Origin of the sequence: Streptomyces sp. WMMC1477 (genome assembly GCF_027460245.1) — a bacterium.
Classification (GTDB): domain Bacteria; phylum Actinomycetota; class Actinomycetes; order Streptomycetales; family Streptomycetaceae; genus Streptomyces.
This window is the reverse complement of the sequence record NZ_JAPZBD010000003.1, coordinates 1,344,788-1,362,048: the sequence shown is the minus strand read 5'-3', so window position 1 is coordinate 1,362,048 and position 17,261 is coordinate 1,344,788. Positions and strand designations below refer to the sequence as shown.

Below are 17,261 nucleotides of genomic sequence, written 5' to 3'. Positions count from 1 at the left end.
CACCCACGGCGCCGGCCCCTCGCCGGGGATGCCCGTGACGGGCCGGTGCCGTTCTCCGTGTGCCGGGAGCCGGGTTCGGTTCCCGAACGAATCACGCCAGCTTCTCCGGCGGCCGTCTTGCCGGTCAACACGGCGTTGCCGCCGAAAGGAATGTGGATGCGCGGCTCTTCGGCGGCTTTCCGGCACCACCGAGGTGGGTGCCCGGGGGCGACGACGGGCGGGCGCCGCGGCTCCAGCGGGTGAACGAACGCGGGGACGCTCCGGCCCGTCAGCGCGACGTGCCGAACACCTGCGTCCACCACGGGCCGCCCGAGCCCGTGTGCCGGCCGATTCCCATCTCCTCGAACGAGCAGTTGAGGATGTTGGCGCGGTGCCCCGGGCTGTTCATCCAGCCCTGTACGACCTCGCTCGCCGTGCGCTGACCGCGCGCGATGTTCTCGCCGTAGCGGGACCACTGATAGCCCGCCGCGGTGATGCGGTCGCCCGGGTCCTCGCCGTCGGGGTTGGTGTGGTCGAAGAAGCTCCGCGCGGCCATGTCCCGGGAGTGCGCCAGGGCAGCTTCGGTCAGCCGGGAGTTCGTCCGCACGGGCCCGCAACCCGCCTTGGCCCGCTCGGCGTTGACGAGACTCTCGACCTCCTCGCCCGTGGACGGCGGCGCGGGGGGCTCCGGCGCCGGGGGCGGCGTCGGGCTGCTCGGCGTGGGGGAGGGCTTCTCGGGCGTGGGCGTCGGCGTCGGGGACGTGGTGGTGCTGGGGGAGGCGGACTTGCTCGGCGTGGGAGAGGGGGACGCCTCGGGGGACGAGGGCAGCGGCCCGGTGTCGGGCAGCCCGGCGTCGCTCGGTATCCCGGAGCGGGTCACCGGGGTAGACCCCTCCGGCCACAGCGTCACCAGCCCGATGACCGCGCCGCCGGCGACGAGCGCGGCCACCGTGGCCGTCACCACGCCCGGCCGCCGCGCCCGCCCCCCGCCTCCCGTGGACCGGTGCCGCCCGCCGTCGCCCACTCCGGGCCCGCGCGCGGCTCCGTCGGCTCCCGCGGCCCCGTCGGCGCCCGGGGAGCCTTCCGCGTCCCCGGAGCCGTGGCCGACCGCGGGCCTGTGCGCGTCCCCGGGGCCGGGGCCCCCGGGGACGGCACCCGGCGCGGGGGCGGCCGCGAGGGCGTCGGTCCCGGCCGACCCGAGCCCGGCCAGCAGCCCGGTGCTCACGGGCACCAGGCCCAGCGCCACGAGCAGCCGCTCGGCGGGCACGAGTCCGGCCTCGTGCCCCGAGCAGACGGTGCACCCGCGGGCGTGCCGCGCCAGCCGCTTGCGCCACAACGCGGAGGGACGCCCGTCCCAGGAGCCGAGCAGGTCCTGCAGCAGCACGCAGCGCGGCACGGAGGACAGCGCCCGCACTACCACCCGGGCGGTCTCCAGCTGGGCCTTCATCCGCTGCACCCGAACCGCCGTGTGCTGCGGCGAGAGCTCCATCGCCGCCGCCACCTCGGCCCGGGTCAGCTCGCCCGCGGCCTCCAGCCACCACAGCGAGAGCAGGGCGCGGTCGTCGGCGTCCAGCCAGCGGGTGGCCTCGGCCACCTCCTGCCGCTGCCCGGCCAGGCCCAGCCGGATGATCGTCAGGTCGACGAAGTCGGCGCCCGGGTCCGCGACGTCCCAGGCATCCTGGAGCCCGAGCCCGCTCTCGTCCCGCGCGGCCTGCCGGCGCCGCCACAGGTCGCGCACCCGGTTGGTGGCGATGGCGACCAGCCAGGCCCGGAAGCGCTCCGGGTCGCGCAGGGTACCGAGCCCCTGGAGGGCCCGCACGAACGTCTCCTGCACCACGTCGTCCACGTCTGCGTGCCCGTTCAGCGCCCGGCCCACCACGTTGTAGACGAGGGGCAGACAGGCGGCGACGAGCTCGTCCTGCGCCCTCTGGTCACCCGCCTGAGCCGCCCTGACCACCGCGACGTCGCACTCGCTGCCCACACCCGCCCCACTTCCCCGGGCCGCGCCCGCTGCTGGCTGATTCTCCGACACAGGGGAGACCGCGCCGTGGCCCCCGCGATAACGGAAAATCCTCCGGCGACCGGAACGCGGCACCGGCGATGCTATGACTCGTCTCATGGAGACGGCGCCCGGCGTCCACGTAGGCTGACGCACCGGAGAACACGCGCGTTCGAGTACGGCGGAGAGCACCGAATGACCGAAGTGGCCCCCCAGCGACTGCTGCGTGTCGTCATCGTCGACGACGAGGCGCTGATCAGATCCGGCTTCGCCATGATCCTCGGCACCGCCCCCGACCTGGACGTCGTCGCCACGGTGGCAGGCGCGGACGCCGTCTCCACCGTCCGTCGGCTCGAACCCGACGCCGTGCTGCTCGACGTCCGGATGCCGGACGTCGACGGGCTCACCGTCCTGCGGGAGCTCAAGCGGCTGCCCCGGCCGCCGCACGTGGCCATGCTCACCACCTTCGACACCGACGAGTACCTCGGCGAGGCCCTGCACGCGGGCGCGGGCGGCTTCCTGCTCAAGGACACCGAGCCGGACATGCTCATCCGGTCCGTGCGGGCGCTGGCCACCGGCGCGGGCTGCCTGTCGGAGTCCGTGCTGCGGCGGCTGCGCACCGACGGCTCCCGCAAGAACGTGCCCTCGGCCGTCCACGCCGTGGGCGCCCTGTCCGAGCGGGAGCGGCGCATCCTGGCCCTGCTCGGCCACGGCATGTCCAACGCCGAGATCGGCACCCGGCTCCTGCTCAGCACCAGCACCGTGAAGGACCACGTCAGCGTCCTGCTGACCAAGCTGGGCGTCAGCAACCGGGTCCAGGCCGCGGTGGTCGCCGAGCGTGCCGGACTGCTCACCCCGGAGGCATCGTGAGGTTCTCCCCGACGGTCCGGGCCCGGGCCGTGGACGTCGGCCTGGCGGGCACGGCCGTGGTCGCGACCGTCCTGTACTACGACCGGCTCACCGAGTGGTCCTGCCTGCTCTCGCTGGCCGCGGCCGGCGCCCTGCTGCTGCGCCGCCGCTTCCCCCGCACCGTCTTCCTGGTGACGCTGCCCGGGCTGCTCACCGGCGTCGCCCTCATCGCCGCGATGGTCGCGCTGGAGAACATCGTCCACGTCGAACGGCGCACGTGGCTCGTGCGGCTCGCCACCGCCTGCGTCGTGCTGGGGAGCTTCGTGCCCTGGCCGCTCCACCACCTGGTCGAGGCGACCCCGAGCGACAACGTGCAGGCCCTCATCTACGCCCTCATGCTGGGCATCCTGCCCGCCGTCATCGGCCTGCTGCGGCAGACGCGGCACGACCTGTCCGCCCGCATCACCGAGCTGGCCACCGTGCGCGACCACGAGCGCGCCCTGCACGCGGAGACCGTCGTCGCCCGCGAGCGGGCCCGCATCGCCCGGGAGATGCACGACGTCGTCTCCCACCAGGCCAGCCTGATCGCCGTGCAGGCCACCGCGCTGGAGCTGACCGCGGAGCAGGACGCGACGCGCGAGGTCGCCGGCACCCTGCGCAAGTCCGCCGTCACCATCCTCCAGGAGCTGCGCAGCATGGTCCTGGTGCTGCGCGCCTCCGGGGCCGGCCCCACCGAGCTGGCCCCCCAGCCCCGGCTGGCGGACCTGCCCCGCCTGGTGGAGGCCTCCGGCGTCCCCGCGACCCTGCATCTCGACGCCCCCGCCGACGCGGTGCTGCCGGAGGGAGTCGAGCGCGCCGCCTACCGCACCGTCCAGGAGGCGCTCACCAACGTGCGCAAGCACGCCCCGGGCGCGTCCACCACGGTGGACGTCGAGGTGGACGAGGAGCGGGTGCTCGTCCGCGTCCGCAACGGCCCGGCCACCCTCCCGCCGGAGGGGCTGCCCTCGGGCGGCCAGGGCATCGTCGGCCTCCAGGAGCGGGTGACGCTGCTGGGCGGGACGTTCGCCGCCGAGCGCACGCCCGACGGCTTCACCGTCCGCGCCGTGCTCCCCCTCACCGACTCCCCGCCGCCCGAGGCGCCCGCGTCCGCGCCCGAGCGGCACCCCGTCGCCGTCACCGCCGAGCCCACGTCGTCCGGGGCCCCGCGGCAGCACCGCTGACCCGCCGCCCGGGCGGCAGGGGCGCCACCGCGGGCGCTCCGCTCATGCGAGGGCGCCCGAGGGCCGTGCGGGCACCGTCGCGCCGGCCGGGTGCGGCGTCCGGCAGAACGGCAGCTCGCGGACGTCGCCGCCGCCGAAGTGCGTCAGCAGCAGCCGGCAGTACTCGGCGTCCCGCTGAAGGTGCACGCAGTGGTCGGCCTCGGTGATCACGACGCTGCGGCCCCTCGGGTAGGTGGCGGCCAGCCGCCGCCCGTGCACGGACGGCGTCGCCCTGTCGTGCTCGCCGGTGAACATCACGGCCGGGACGTCCGGGACGGGGTCCGGGTACACCATGCGCGCGAGCCGCAGCCGGCGGAGGTTGTCGATCATCTTCGCCCTCGCGTCGTCCGAGGCGCGCAGGAAGTCGACGCTCAGCAGGCGGCGCACCGGCTCGCCCCGGCGGACCGCCCGCTCCGGGACGCGCGGGCTGAGGGAGTCCACCATGCGCTCGGCGAAGGCCGCGAGCGCGCCGGCCGTCAGCAGCCTCTCCAGCTCCTCCAGGTCGTCCGCCTGCTCCGGCGTCAACGACCCGGCGACGCCGCTGAGCGCGAGCGAGGCCACGGCGGCGGGGTGGCGCTGCGCCAGCCGCTGGCCGATCAGCGCCCCGAAGGACGCGCCGACCACGTGGCAGGGGCCCGCGCCCGTGTGCTCGATGACCCGGTGCGCGGCGTCGGCCAGCAGATCCGTCCCGATCGACGGGGACAGCGCGTCCGCGCCGCCCCACCCGGGAAGGTCGACGGTGATGACGGTGGCGGCCCGGCCCAGCAGCGTCTCGTGCCGTCGCCAGGAGTACATGTCCTGGAAGGCGCCCCCGACGAGCAGCACCGGAGCCAGCCGCGGTCTCGGGTGCGGCACCACGCGACAGCCGTAGGTGTATCCCTGGTGGCGCAGCGTGTGAACGAGCTGTTCGGGCACTTCCCACCGCTTTCGACGACGACATCCCCGCGCGTACGCGGCCGGCGGACGCCGACGTGCCCGGGGCGGCCGGGTTCGTCGCGCGTCCCGACCGGCCAACGAGTGCCCTCGGCCGGGGTGCCCGGCCGCACCCCGAACGGAGGAACTAGTCGTACAGGAGCGGGTGCTGCGGCCGGCCGCAGCACCCGGCTCGCGGAGCCGGGGCGTTCTGGAGGGCGGGCCCCTCGCGCGGCTCAGGCGGCCGGCTCGGTGAGCGCGTCGAGGAGCTCGTCACGGCTCATCCTCGACCGTCCCCGCACGCCCGCGTCGGCCGCTCGGTGGTACAGCTCGTCCTTGGTCAGCTCGGCCAGCTCGGCCCGGCCGTCCTGCCGGGCCCGCTTCCCGCCGGGCTCCCGGCGGCCGGAGCGGGCCTGCTCGACGCTGCGCTCCAGAGCGTCCATGAGGTCGACGACGTTGGTGGGCCGCGGGGCCTCCTCCGCCCGGACGACCTCCTCGCCCTCCGCCTTCGCCTCGATCAGCCGCAGCACGCGTTCCCCGTAGGTGTCGTGGTAGTCCTCGGGCCGCCACTCGATGGCCATGGCGTCGACGAGCTGCCGGGCCGTGCGCAGCTTGCGCCGCTCGGGGCGGGCCTTGGCGGGGAGGGCGGGAAGCTCCTCGTGCGGGTCGCGGACCTCGTCGGCCCAGTGCAGGGTGTGCAGGGCGAGCACGTCGCCGTGGGCCCGGACAGCGACGAGGTGCTCCCTTCCGCGCATCGTGACCGTGGCGATCCCGGCCCGGCCGGCCTCGGCCAGCGCGCCGCACAGCAGCGCGTACACGTCGCCGTACTCCTCCTCGCGCGGCGCGAGGTAGTACGTGTTCGCGAAGTAGACGGGCTCCACCGCTGCCAGGTCCACGAACCCCCGGACGTCGATCAGCTGGGACTTGCCCGGGGCGATCTCCTCCAGCTCGTCCCGCTCCACGACGACGTACTCGCCCTCGGAGACCTCGTAGCCCTTGACGATGTCGTCGTAGTCCACCTCCTCGCCGGTGCGCTCGTTGACGCGCTTGCGCCGCACCCGGTCGGAGGTGCCGCGCTCGAGCTGCCGGAAGTGCACGGTGTGGTCCTCGGTGGCCGTGTAGAGCCGCACCGGCAGGGTGACCAGGCCGAAGGACAGCACTCCACTCCACATGGGCCGTGCCATGACGACTCCCCGCCGTGGGAACGTGTTCGGACACCGGCGGCGGGTACCCGCGCCCGCGTGACACTCACACCCAGCGGCGGAGTACCCGTGCGGGCGCCGGTCGAGCAGGTGCGCACCTACGCGTGGACCATCCCGACCACCCGCCCGGAGTCCGACGCCACGCTCAGTTGGGACGCCACGACCGTGGTCGTCGTCGAGGTCAAGGCGCTCGGCGCACTCGGCACCGGCTGGACCTACGGGCACGAGGCCGTCGCCACCCTCGTCGACGACGTGCTGGCCGGGATCGCGCGCCGCTCGGACGCGCTCAGCCCGGGACGGACCTGGACGGCGATGCTGCACGCCTGCCGGAACATCGGCGTTCCCGGCGTGGCGGCCATGGCCGTCTCCGCCGTGGACACCGCGCTGTGGGACCTCAAGGCGCGGCTCCTGGGCGTTCCGCTGGTCACCGCGCTGGACGCGGTGCACGAGGTCGTGCCCGTCTACGGCAGCGGCGGCTTCACGTCGTGGTCGGATGCCGAGAACGCCGCCCAGCTCACCGACTGGCTGCGGCAGGGCATCCCCCGGGTGAAGATCAAGGTGGGCCGGGACCCGGCGGCCGACCCGGCCCGGCTGCGCTCGGCCCGCTCGGTGATCGGCCCGGAGACCGAGCTGTACGTGGATGCCAACGGCGGCTACTCCCGCAAGGACGCCCTGAGCTGGGCCGGGTACTTCGCCGACCAGAACGTGCGCTGGCTGGAGGAGCCCGTCAGCTCCGATGATCTGGAGGGCCTGCGGCTGCTGCGCGACCGGGCCCCCGCCGGGCTGGAGATCACCGCCGGCGAGTACGGCTTCGGACTGCACTACTTCCGGCGGATGCTGGAGGCCGGTGCGGTGGACTGCCTGATGGCGGACGTCACCCGCTGCGGCGGCTTCACCGGGTTCCGGCGCGTGGCCGCCCTGTGCGACGCCCGGGGCGTCAGCCTGTCCGCCCACTGCGCGCCGCAGCTCAGCGCGCACGCCTGCGCGGCGGTGTGGCACCTGCGTCACCTGGAGTACTTCCACGACCACGTCCGTATCGAGGAACTGTTGTTCGACGGAGTGCTGCGGCCGGAGTCCGGCGGAGTGCTGCGCCCGGACCGCGCGCGCCGCGGGCACGGGCTCACGCTGGTCCCGGGCCGGGTCGCGCGCTACCGCGTGCGCTGAACGGAGGGAGGAGCCCCATGCCGGGCAGCCGCGGGACGGCGGACGCCTCGCTGGCGGAGTACCGCGCGTTCGAGGGCGTCATCGCCGAGGGCGAGTACGGGGCGGGCGCCGTGATCGTCTGGGACGAGGGCGCCTACGAGAACCTCAGCACGGACGAGGACGGCGAGCCGGTGCCGCTCGCCGAGGCGCTGGAGCACGGGCACGCCTCCTTCCGGCTGGCGGGCCGGAAGCTGCACGGCGGCTACGCGCTCACCCGCGTCCGCGGCGGCGAGTATCCCGCCTGGCCGCTGGTCAAGCAGGCCGACCGGTACGCCTCGCGGGCCGGCACCCCCGACCCGCGGCGGGCGCGCTCGGCACGCACCGGGCACACCCTGCGGCAGGTCGCCGAGGAAGCGGGAAACCGGTCGTGAGCGGCCCCCTCGACCGGCTCCCGGACCGCCACCGCCGACTCCTGCGACCCGCCCCGGAGGACCCGGGCGCGCCCATGCTCGCCGTGCTCAGCGACCGGCGCTCCTTCAGCGGCGCCTGGCTCTTCGAACGCAAGCTGGACGGCGTGCGGCTGCTGGCCGAGCGGCACGGGGACGCCGTCCGGCTGCTGTCCCGCAACGGCGAACGGCGCGACGACACCTACCCGGAGATCGTGGACGCCCTGGCCGGGCAGAGCCGCCCGGACTTCACGGTGGACGGGGAACTCGTCGCACTGCGGGGCGGGCGTACGGACTTCGCGCTGCTCCAGCAGCGCATGGGGATCAGCCGCCCGCGCGCGGCCCGGGCCAGCGGCATCGCCGTCCTGTACTACGTCTTCGACCTGCTGAGCCTGGACGGTACCGACACCCGGCGGCTGCCGCTGCGCGCCCGCAAGTCCCTCCTGCGCGACGCGCTCGACTTCCGTCCCCCGCTGCGCTTCACCGTCCACCGCAACCGGAACGGCCAGGACCTGCTGGCCGACGCCTGCGCCCGCGGCTGGGAGGGGCTGATCGCCAAGCGGGCCGACGCCGCCTACGTCCCGCGCCGGTCCCCGGACTGGCTCAAGCTCAAGTGCGTCCAGGGGCAGGAGCTCGTCATCGCCGGCTACACCGAGGCGTCCGGCAGCCGGGCGGGCTTCGGCTCCCTCCTGCTCGGCTACTACGAGGACGACCGGCTGCGCTACGCCGGCAAGGTCGGCACCGGCTTCGACCACCGCACCCTGCGCACCCTGCGCGAGCGGCTCGACGGGCTGCGACGCGAGCGCTCGCCCTTCGCCGACTCCGTGCGCGAACGCGGGGCGCACTGGGTGCGCCCCGAACTGGTCGCGGAGATCGGCTTCACGGAGTGGACCACCGCCGGACGGCTGCGGCACCCCCGTTACCTGGGACTGCGCGACGACAAGGCGGCCCGCGACGTGCGCCGCGAACGCCCCACGGGAAGGCCCGGATGACCGCGGACCACACCATCAGGGCCGCCCGCCGGCTGACCGGGCTGCGGAAGGACGGCTGAGCGGAACCGATTCGGCACCCGCTCCGCGTGGTGGCGGCCGTGTCGGCGCGGCCGGGGTCATGATGCTGGTGGGCTGACGAGGGAGGCTGCGCCGTGCTGGTCCTGCTCGCCGTGCACGCGGCGGCAGCAGTCGCGATGCCGTGGTGCGCGCGGTGGCTGGGCCGTGACGTCTGGCTTCTCGCCGTCTGTGTACCTCTCGCCACCGTCGTCTGGGCGTCCGTCAGGTCCGCCGGTGTGCTGGGCGGGACGGCCGTCGGGGAGTCCGTGGCCTGGGCCCCGGCGCTCGGCCTGGAGCTGCGGCTGCGGCTGGACGCCCTGGCGCTGCTGATGGTGTGGGTGATCGGGGGCGTGGGCGCGGCCGTGCTCGTCTACTCGCGCTACCACCTGTCCCGCGACCCGGGGCGCGCGGCCGGGCTCCTGCTCGCGTTCGCCGGGGCGATGACGGGCCTCGTGCTGGCCGACAACCTGTTCCTGCTCTACGTCTTCTGGGAACTGACGACGATCGCCTCCTTCTTTCTGATCGCCGGCCGGGGAGAACAGGCCGTGCGGCGGCGGGCGGCGCGGCAGGCGCTCCTGGTCACCACCTCCGGCGGGCTGCTGATGCTGCTGGGGTTCGTGCTGCTCGGGCAGGCCGCGGGCGGCTACGGCGTCGCGAGCCTGGTGGCGGAGCCGCCGCGGGGCGGCGCGGTGACGGCGGCCGTGGTGCTGGTGCTCGTCGGGGCGTTCGCCAAGTCGGCGCAGATGCCGCTGCACGGCTGGCTCCCGGCCGCCATGGTCGCGCCCACACCCGTCAGCGCCTTCCTGCACGCCGCGGCCATGGTGAAGGCGGGCGTCTACCTCGTCGCCCGGCTCGCGCCCGGCCTGGCCGAGGTCGCCCCCTGGCGTCCCATGGTGTTCACGGTCGGCCTCGTCAGCCTGGTGCTCGGGGCCTGGCGCGCGCTGCGCGAGACCGACCTCAAACGGCTGCTGGCCTACGGCACCGTCAGCGAACTGGGGCTGCTCGTGGTGCTGCTGGGGGCCGGTACCCGGACGGCGGCGCTGGCCGGAGAAGTCATGCTGCTGGCGCACGCGATGTTCAAGGCCGCGCTCTTCCTGGTGGTCGGGCTCTGGGACCACCACCTCGGCAGCCGGGACCTGCGCGAACTCTCCGGCGCCGCGAGGACGCTGCCGACGGTGGCCGTGGTCGCCGTCGCCGCCGCGGCCTCGATGGCCGGGGTGCCACCGGCACTCGGCTTCCTCGGCAAGGAGGCGGCCTATGAGGCGTTCGCCCACGGAGACCTCGTGGCGGACCCGCTCGTGCTCACCGGCGTGGTGGCGGGCTCGGCCCTGACGGTCGCCTACGCGGTCCGCTTTCTGCGCGGTGCCTTCGGCGGCCCGGCGGCGGAGCCACGGGCCCGCGGCGCCGCCGCCGGATACGTGGCACCGGCGGCGCTGCTGGCCGCCGCCGGGCTCGCCACCGGCCTCTGGTACGGCGGCACGCAGGCCGCTCTCGCCCCCTACGCCGACACGTTTCCGGCCGGAGCGGGGAAGCCGTACGAGCTCGCGCTGTGGCACGGACCGACCGCGGCGGCCGGTCTCTCCGTGCTCACCCTGACGCTCGGCGGGCTCGGCTACCTCCTCCTCGGCCGGTCCGGGCTGCGCCCCGGTGCCGCAGCGCCCCGCGCCCGGCTGCCCGACGTCCAGCACCTCCAGGAACGGGCCGTCGCCGGGCTGGACCGGACGGCCGCCGCGCTGACCCGGCACACCGAGGTCGGCTCCCTGCCCGTCTACCTGACCGTGCTGCTGACGACGGTGGCGCTCGTCCCCGGGGTGACCCTGGTCCGCCGTCTGCCGCCGCTGGACGCCCCGAGTCCGTGGGCGGTGGGGCTTGAGGTGCCGGTGGCCGCCGCCATCCTGGCCTCGACGGCCGCGGTCGTGGTCACCCGCCGCCGGCTGACGGGCATCCTGCTGGCCGGTGCGGTCGGCTACGGCGTCGCGACGCTCTTCCTCCTGTACGGCGCACCCGACCTGGCGCTCACTCAGTTCCTGGTGGAGACCATGACCCTGGTCGTGGTCGTCCTCGTGCTGCGACGGCTGCCCCCGCGGTTCACCCTCGGGCGCACCGCGGGGCGGGCCCGTGTCGCACGGGCCGCCGCCGCGGCGGCCGTGGGCTGCCTCGTCGGCGGACTCGCGCTCCTGGCGACGTCGGCGCGGACGGCCCCCGCACCCGCCGGCGCCTACCTGCGCCGCCTGGCCGAGACCGGGGCGGAGAACGCGGTCAACGCGATCATCGTCGACTTCCGTGCCCTGGACACCATCGGCGAGGTGTCCGTGCTGCTCGTCACCTCGATCGGCGTGGTGAGCCTCGTCCGGCTGTGGAGCCGGGGCGCCCCGGAGCGGCGCGAGCCGAAGGCCGGCGACCGGCCGTTGCCCCGCATGGCCCACGAGGACGAGCCGCGCGAGCGGTGGCTGCCGGGCGCCGACGAGAGGCCCGGAGGGGAGCGCTCCGTGCTGCTCGAAGTCATCACCCGGCTGCTGTTCCCCTCGGCGCTCGTGCTCTCCCTGTTCCTGCTCTTCTCGGGGCACTACGGCCCCGGCGGCGGCTTCGCCGGCGGGCTTGTCGCCGGACAGGCGTTCGTGCTGCGGTACCTGGTGGGCGGCCGGGCGGATCTCGGTGCCGCGTCCCCCGTGGGGGCCGGACAGCTCGCCGGCGGCGGGCTGGCGCTGATGGCCGGGCTCGGGCTGCTGCCGTGGCTCTTCGGTGGCGAGCCGCTGTCCAGCGCGCTCCCGACCGCGCGACTGCCCTGGATCGGCGACGTCCACTTCTCCACCAGCGTGTTCTTCGACGTGGGCGTCTACCTGCTCGTCCTCGGCGTCACGCTCAAGCTCCTCTCGGCCGTCGGCGTGAGCCTGGACCGGGCCCCCGAGGCCGAGCGGACGGGAGGGAGCCGCTCGTGAGCACGCTCGACATGACGATGGCCGCCGTCGTCGGCGCACTGTTCACGGCCGGCTTCTACCTGATGCTCCAGCGCTCGCTGATGCGCATCGTCCTGGGGTTCATCGTGCTCGGCCACGGCACCAACCTGCTCCTGCTCGTCGCCGGAGGACCGCCCGGGCGCCCGCCCGTCGTCGAAGGCGGCGCCGGCGGGGCGGGCGGCCCCGAGGCCACCGCCGAGTACGCCGACCCGCTGCCCCAGGCCATGGCCCTGACCTCGATCGTCATCACCTTCGGGCTCACCGCCTTCCTCCTCGCCCTGGCCTACCGGTCCTGGCTGATCTCCGGCCACGACGAGGTCCGGGACGACGTGGAGGACCGGCTCATCGGCACCCCGCGGGCCCGCAGAGCCGCCGCGGAGGACCGGGACGCCCCCGAGGAGGCCCGGTGAACAGCGTGCTCCCGGCCGTCCCCGTCCTGCTCCCGCTGCTCGCCGCGTGCGCCGCCGTCGCCGGGCTCCGGGGCGTCCCCATGCGGCTGCTGGCCGTGGGAACCCTCACCGCCGTGCTGGCCGCCTCGGCCACGCTGCTGGCCCGCTCCGACGCCCACGGCCCCGTCGTCCTGCACGCCGGGGGCTGGCCCCCGCCGCTCGGCATCGCCCTCGTCGCCGACCGGCTGTCCGCCCTGCTGCTGACCGTCTCCGTCCTGGTCGCTCTCGCCGTCCTGCTGTTCGCCATCGGACAGGGCATCACCGAGGACCGCCCCGGCACCGCCGCCGTCCTGCACCCCGCCTACCAGGTCTTGGTGGCCGGGATCGCGCTCGCCTACCTCTCGGGCGACCTGTTCAACCTCTTCGTCGCCTTCGAGGTCATGCTGGGCGCGTCCTACGTGCTCATCACCATGGACGGCGGCGCCCTGCGCACCCAGGCGGGCATGACCTACACGGTGGTCAGCCTCACCTCCTCGCTGCTGCTCCTCACCACCACCGCGCTGCTGTACGCGGCGACCGGAACGGTCACGCTCGCCCAGCTCACCGAGCGCGTCGCCGGGCTCCCGGAGGGCCTGCGCGGCGCGCTCGGCCTGCTGTTGCTCACCGTCTTCGGAATCAAGGCGGCGGTGGTTCCGCTGCACTTCTGGCTGCCGGACAGCTACCCGACGGCACCGGCCCCGATCACCGCCGTCTTCGCCGCGCTGCTGACCAAGGTCGGGATGTACGCGCTCCTGCGCACGCAGACCCTCGTCTTCCCCCGCGAAGGGGTGTGGCCGCTGCTGGCGGTGGTGGCCGTCACGACCATGCTCACGGGCATCCTCGGCGCCATCGCCCAGGACGACGTCAACCGGCTGCTGTCCTTCGCCCTGGTGAGCCACATCGGGTTCATGCTCTTCGGGCTCGCGCTGTTCGACGTGCCGGGGCTCACCGGCACCCTCCTGTACATGGTCCACCACATCCTGGTGCAGGCCGCGCTGTTCCTCGCCGCCGCCCTGGCGGTCCGTCAGACGGGTACCACGGCCCTGCACCGGATGCGCGCCCGGGCCGGGCCCACCCTGTCGGTGGCCGCCCTGTTCGGGCTGGCGGCGATGAGCCTGGCCGGCGTCCCGCCCTTCTCCGGCTTCGTCGCGAAGCTCGCGCTGCTGCGGGCGGCCGCCGAGGGCGGTGGCGCCGGCTACGCCCTCGCCGGGGCAGCCCTGCTCACCAGCCTGTTGACGCTCTACGCCATGCTCAAGATCTGGAACGCCGCCTTCGGCACCGGGCCACCGCCGCGGCACGACTCCGCCCTGGCCGGACGGCGGCGCGCCCCCGGGCACGCCCGCCCCACGACGTCCCCGCGCCGCCGGGGCTCCCTGCTCATGCTCGGGACGACGGCCGGGATGGCGCTCACCGGCGTGCTCGTCGCCGTCCTCGCCGAGCCGCTGACCCGGGTCGGGGAACAGGCGGCCGAGGACCTGCTGCGGCCCGAGGCGTACCGGAACGCCGTCCTTCGTGGGGAGGACGGATGAGCCTGCGCGACCGGGCCCCGCAGCTCGCCCGCCACGGCTGGACGTTCGGCTGGCTCTGGCTGGTCTGGGTGGCGCTGTGGGGATCGCTGAGCGCACCGGTGCTCGCCTCCGGCGGCCTGGTGGCGCTGGGGATCATGCTGGTGTTCCGGCTCCCCCCGGTCACGACCGCCGCCGTGCGCCCGGCGCGGGTCGTGCTGCTGGTGGGTCATCTGCTCTTGAGCGCGATGGGCGCCGCGGCGGTGATCGCCTGGGAGGCGGTACGGCACGGCCCGCGCACCCACGTGGCGATCGTCGAGGTGCCGCTGCGCGCCGACACGGACCTGCTGGTCACCCTCGTGGCGAACCTGACGACCCTGACGCCCGGCACCCTCGTCCTGGAGATCGACCGGGGCCGCCGCACGCTCTACGTACACGCTCTCCCGGTGCGGGACGCCGCCGGCGCGGAACGCGTCCGGCGGCGGGTGCGCTCCGTCGACCTGCGGGTCGTGCGGGCCTTGGGACGGCGCCCCGAGGCAGCGGAGGAGACGCCGTGACCCTGTTCTACACCCTCGCGATGGCCCTGCTCGCCGCGGCCGGGGGGCTGACCGTGGTGCGGCTTCTGCGCGGCCCCGGCGCCCTGGACCGGATCGTGGCCCTGGACGCTCTGATCACCATGATCGTCGCGGGCATGGCCGTCCACCTCGCGGCGAACGGGGAGACGTCCGTCCTTCCGCTGCTGCTCGTCCTGTCCCTGCTGGCGTTCATCGGCTCGGTGACCGCGGCCCACGTCATCGAGGCGAAGGAGCGCATCCGGTGAGCGCCGTGCTCGACGTCGCCAGCGTCGTGCTGGTGCTCGCCGGTGTCCTGTTCTGCCTGTTCGCCGCGGTCGGCCTGCTGCGTTTCCCCGACACCTCCACACGGCTGCACGCCGCCGCGAAGGCCCAGACCGTCGGCGTCCTGCTCACCCTGAACGCAGCCGCGTTCCAGGTGCCCGTGGGCGACGTCCCGACGCTGCTGCTCGTCGCGCTCTTCCAGTTCGCCACCGTCCCGGTGACCGCGCAGATCGTGGGGCGCACGTCCTACCGCGTCAGGGAGTTGGACCGCGACAGGATCTCCCGCGACGAACTCGCCGGCCACCCGAGGGAGCGCTCGGCCCCTGACGACGGCAGGTCCGACGGCGCGGGCAACGGCAGTCCCGGCGTCGCGGACGATGGCCCGGACGACGGCCCGGGCAACGGCAGGGGTGTCACCGGGGCCTGACGCCGTCTCCGCCACGCCTCGGCCGGCGCACGGGAGCCGGGGTCACCGTGCCCGTGCGGCGGCTACGGCGCCTTCGGGTCTCCGGCCGCCCCCCGGCCGTCGTCACTGTCCCGGCGCAGCGCGTCGACCTGGCCGGTGAGGGTCTCCACCCGGGCGGCGAGGTGCGGATGCCGGGGGAGCAGATGGGAGTGGGTGGCCGCGAGAGGGCCGAGGAGACCTGCGGCGTCGTCGTATGCGAGCGCTCCGGTGAGACGGGCCAGGATCTGCCGCGCCGGGCCGGGAAGGTCGGTGAGCGCGGTGATCTGCCCGGCCAGGCTGCGCAGATCGGCGGCGTTCCCCCGGGCCCAGGCCGTGACGGTGCGGTCGGCCGCCCGGCGGTCGCGGGTGGCGCGTACGCGCTGCTCTCCGGTGCTTCCGGCGGCGCCCGGGCGGACCCTCAGGTACCGGCGCTCGGCGGCCTGCCGGCTGGCGACCCCGAGCGGATGAGCCAGCTCGGCCCAGCTCGCCCCCGCCCCGCGCGCCGCCTCGATGAGCGCGGGCTCCCACGCGGCCAGCCGTTCCCGCAGCTCCCGCAGGAGCAGCAGAGCGGCCAGCGCCTGCTCGGAACCCCCCGGCTCGGCTCCGGGGCCATCGGGCGCTTCCGCCGGGGAGACCGTGGCCGTCCCGTCGCTGCCGTGGGCGGTGCGGACGGCCCGGTCGATGGCGGACAGGGCCGCCTCGGCGGCGGCCAGGGACAGGTGGGGGGCCGCGCCGTGCGGGCGGTCCGGGCCGGATCGGTCCGCTGCGCTCATGGACGTCTCCTTCGGCGGTTCGGGCAGAACGGTGGCACGGTAGCGCACGCGCCACGTCATCGCTTCGTTGACATCTGTAGTTGTCGTCGTTTCGATGACATGGTACAAGAGAGGCAGAGCCAGCGCATTGGCACTCTTGTCCGCGATGGAGGTGTACGTGATGTTGATGCGCACCGATCCCTTCCGTGAGCTCGACCGGCTCACCCAGCAGTTCCTGGACACCGGCGGTACCTGGTCCCGGCCCTCCGCCATGCCGATGGACGCCTACCGCGAGGGCGACGCGTACGTGATCGCCCTGGACGTGCCGGGCGTCAGTCCCGACGCCATCGACGTGGACGTCGAACGCAACATGCTGACGGTCAAGGCCGAGCGGCGTCCGGGAGTGAAGTCCGAGGACGTGCAGATGGAGCTCTCCGAGCGTCCCCTCGGCGTCTTCTCCCGACAGGTGATGCTGGCCGACACGCTCGACACCGAACGCATCAGCGCCGACTACGACGCCGGCGTGCTCACGCTGCGCATCCCGATCGCCGAACGGGCCAAGCCCCGCAAGATCGCCGTCGGCGGCGGCCGCAAGGAGATCCGCGGCTGAGGCCGGCGCCGCGGCGGCGCGAGAACCCGGCCGGAGGGCGGGGCCGCGCTTCCCCGCCCTCCCGTCCCGCGAGGGAGGAGGGATGGTGGCCATGCGCTGGGAGGTCTTCCTCGAACAGGTGCGGGAACGCGGCGAGTACGGCGGCCGCCGGGAGGCGGAGCGTGCGGCCCGCACCGTGATGGCCCTGCTCGGCGCCCACCTGGTGGGCCAGGTGCGGGCGGAGCTCGCCGCCCGGCTTCCGGAGACCTTCGCCGTGATCCTGCTCAATCCGCTCCAGGCCGCCGAACCCCTGTCGCCCGAGCGGTTCGTCCGGGCGACCGCCGCCTGGATCGAAGGTGCCACCGAGCAGACCGCCGCCTGGGATGTCGGGGCCGTGCTCAGCGTGGCGGCCGACGCTGCGGGCGACGACCTGACCCGGCGCGTCCTGCTGCAGCTCCCGCCCGGCTACGACCTCCTCTTCGGCCGGGCGGAACTCCTCCAGGCCGCCTGACCCCGGCGCTCCGGGCGCCGGGCACTCGGCCCAACGGCCCCGCTCGGGCTCCACGCCCGGCCGGGGCCGGCGTCCAGGTTCTGGGGCCGGCCCGGTCGTATGGCTCCTGGCCTGCGAAAACATCGCCAGCCGGTAGCCGGTGGCGCCCCCGGTAGGACTCGAACCTACGGCCAAGTGCTTAGAAGGCACCTGCTCTATCCGCTGAGCTACGGGGGCCCGTCATGGTCGCGCATCGGGTGGAGCCCCCGGACCTTCCCCATCCAAGGATAGAGGCGGCCCCGGTGGCTCCTGGATGCTTCACGCGCGCGCCACGGTGTGGAGGTTCCGTGAAGCGCTCCGATGATTGCAGCCGGGTGCGATTCCCGCATCGGTTTCCGCGGGGCGGCTGGCGGGTGTTGTG

General features: G+C 74.8%; 17 protein-coding genes and 1 tRNA gene. 13 read left to right on the top strand and 5 right to left on the bottom strand.

Translation table 11 applies throughout. The features are described 5' to 3' along the window. Positions 1-268: 268 nt before the first annotated feature. Complete coding sequence (locus tag O7609_RS06365; protein ID WP_269733965.1) at positions 269-1,960, bottom strand: sigma-70 family RNA polymerase sigma factor; 1,692 nt, start codon at positions 1,958-1,960, stop codon at positions 269-271. A 213-nt stretch (positions 1,961-2,173) separates the two neighbouring features. Here O7609_RS06365 and O7609_RS06360 point away from each other — a divergent pair, with 213 nt between their 5' ends. Together O7609_RS06360 and O7609_RS06355 are read left to right on the top strand one after the other, a co-directional pair. Further along, on the top strand, positions 2,174-2,848 hold the full coding sequence (locus O7609_RS06360) for a response regulator (protein ID WP_269733964.1): 675 nt from the start codon (positions 2,174-2,176) through the stop codon (positions 2,846-2,848). Continuing rightward, complete coding sequence (locus O7609_RS06355; RefSeq protein WP_269733963.1) at positions 2,845-4,047, top strand: sensor histidine kinase; 1,203 nt, start codon at positions 2,845-2,847, stop codon at positions 4,045-4,047. Before O7609_RS06360 ends, O7609_RS06355 begins: the two co-directional genes overlap by 4 nt. Before the next feature lie 42 nt (positions 4,048-4,089). Here O7609_RS06355 and O7609_RS06350 read toward each other — a convergent pair whose 3' ends face one another. Together O7609_RS06350 and ku are read right to left on the bottom strand one after the other, a co-directional pair. Continuing rightward, positions 4,090-5,001: an alpha/beta fold hydrolase gene (locus tag O7609_RS06350; protein WP_269743215.1), complete on the bottom strand. Its 912-nt coding sequence runs from the start codon at positions 4,999-5,001 to the stop codon at positions 4,090-4,092. A 233-nt stretch (positions 5,002-5,234) separates the two neighbouring features. Continuing rightward, positions 5,235-6,182 (bottom strand): non-homologous end joining protein Ku, encoded by a 948-nt coding sequence (gene ku / locus O7609_RS06345; protein ID WP_269733961.1) that lies wholly within the window; start codon positions 6,180-6,182, stop codon positions 5,235-5,237. Positions 6,183-6,239: 57 nt separating this feature from the next. Between ku and O7609_RS06340 the strand changes: the two genes are divergently transcribed. The 9 genes from O7609_RS06340 to mnhG all read left to right on the top strand — a co-directional run bounded on the left by O7609_RS06340 (position 6,240) and on the right by mnhG (position 14,991). Next, the gene (locus O7609_RS06340) at positions 6,240-7,364 is read left to right on the top strand and encodes an enolase C-terminal domain-like protein (RefSeq protein WP_269733960.1); all 1,125 of its coding nucleotides are present in this window, start codon (positions 6,240-6,242) and stop codon (positions 7,362-7,364) included. 17 nt (positions 7,365-7,381) lie between these two features. After that, positions 7,382-7,774, top strand: coding sequence for a DNA polymerase ligase N-terminal domain-containing protein (locus O7609_RS06335; RefSeq protein WP_443072070.1), 393 nt, complete (start codon positions 7,382-7,384; stop codon positions 7,772-7,774). Continuing rightward, positions 7,771-8,781 carry a non-homologous end-joining DNA ligase gene (gene ligD, locus O7609_RS06330; protein WP_269743214.1) on the top strand — a complete coding sequence of 337 codons (1,011 nt, stop codon included), beginning with the start codon at positions 7,771-7,773 and terminating at the stop codon, positions 8,779-8,781. The genes O7609_RS06335 and ligD overlap by 4 nt, the downstream gene beginning before the upstream one ends. A gap of 152 nt (positions 8,782-8,933) precedes the next feature. Next, complete coding sequence (locus tag O7609_RS06325) at positions 8,934-11,777, top strand: Na+/H+ antiporter subunit A (RefSeq protein WP_269743213.1); 2,844 nt, start codon at positions 8,934-8,936, stop codon at positions 11,775-11,777. After that, positions 11,774-12,205 (top strand): Na(+)/H(+) antiporter subunit C, encoded by a 432-nt coding sequence (locus O7609_RS06320; protein WP_269733957.1) that lies wholly within the window; start codon positions 11,774-11,776, stop codon positions 12,203-12,205. The genes O7609_RS06325 and O7609_RS06320 overlap by 4 nt, the downstream gene beginning before the upstream one ends. Continuing rightward, positions 12,202-13,752 carry a Na+/H+ antiporter subunit D gene (locus O7609_RS06315; protein WP_269743212.1) on the top strand — a complete coding sequence of 517 codons (1,551 nt, stop codon included), beginning with the start codon at positions 12,202-12,204 and terminating at the stop codon, positions 13,750-13,752. Before O7609_RS06320 ends, O7609_RS06315 begins: the two co-directional genes overlap by 4 nt. Next, positions 13,749-14,285, top strand: coding sequence for a Na+/H+ antiporter subunit E (locus O7609_RS06310; protein WP_269733955.1), 537 nt, complete (start codon positions 13,749-13,751; stop codon positions 14,283-14,285). Before O7609_RS06315 ends, O7609_RS06310 begins: the two co-directional genes overlap by 4 nt. Beyond that, positions 14,282-14,548 carry a monovalent cation/H+ antiporter complex subunit F gene (locus O7609_RS06305; protein ID WP_269733954.1) on the top strand — a complete coding sequence of 89 codons (267 nt, stop codon included), beginning with the start codon at positions 14,282-14,284 and terminating at the stop codon, positions 14,546-14,548. The genes O7609_RS06310 and O7609_RS06305 overlap by 4 nt, the downstream gene beginning before the upstream one ends. After that, on the top strand, positions 14,545-14,991 hold the full coding sequence (gene mnhG, locus O7609_RS06300) for a monovalent cation/H(+) antiporter subunit G (RefSeq protein ID WP_269733953.1): 447 nt from the start codon (positions 14,545-14,547) through the stop codon (positions 14,989-14,991). Before O7609_RS06305 ends, mnhG begins: the two co-directional genes overlap by 4 nt. A gap of 62 nt (positions 14,992-15,053) precedes the next feature. On the opposite strand, the gene O7609_RS06295 is transcribed toward mnhG, so the two are convergent. Next, entirely contained in the window at positions 15,054-15,782 is a 729-nt protein-coding gene (locus tag O7609_RS06295; RefSeq protein WP_269743211.1) for a type III effector protein, read from the bottom strand. A gap of 160 nt (positions 15,783-15,942) precedes the next feature. On the opposite strand from O7609_RS06295, the gene O7609_RS06290 reads away from it, so the two are divergent. Next, on the top strand, positions 15,943-16,371 hold the full coding sequence (locus O7609_RS06290) for an Hsp20/alpha crystallin family protein (protein ID WP_269737038.1): 429 nt from the start codon (positions 15,943-15,945) through the stop codon (positions 16,369-16,371). A gap of 91 nt (positions 16,372-16,462) precedes the next feature. Further along, the gene (locus O7609_RS06285; RefSeq protein WP_443072232.1) at positions 16,463-16,861 is read left to right on the top strand and encodes a DUF2267 domain-containing protein; all 399 of its coding nucleotides are present in this window, start codon (positions 16,463-16,465) and stop codon (positions 16,859-16,861) included. 140 nt (positions 16,862-17,001) lie between these two features. Here O7609_RS06285 and O7609_RS06280 read toward each other — a convergent pair. Further along, positions 17,002-17,077: transfer RNA gene (locus O7609_RS06280), tRNA-Arg, on the bottom strand. Between the last annotated feature and the right edge of the window lie 184 nt (positions 17,078-17,261).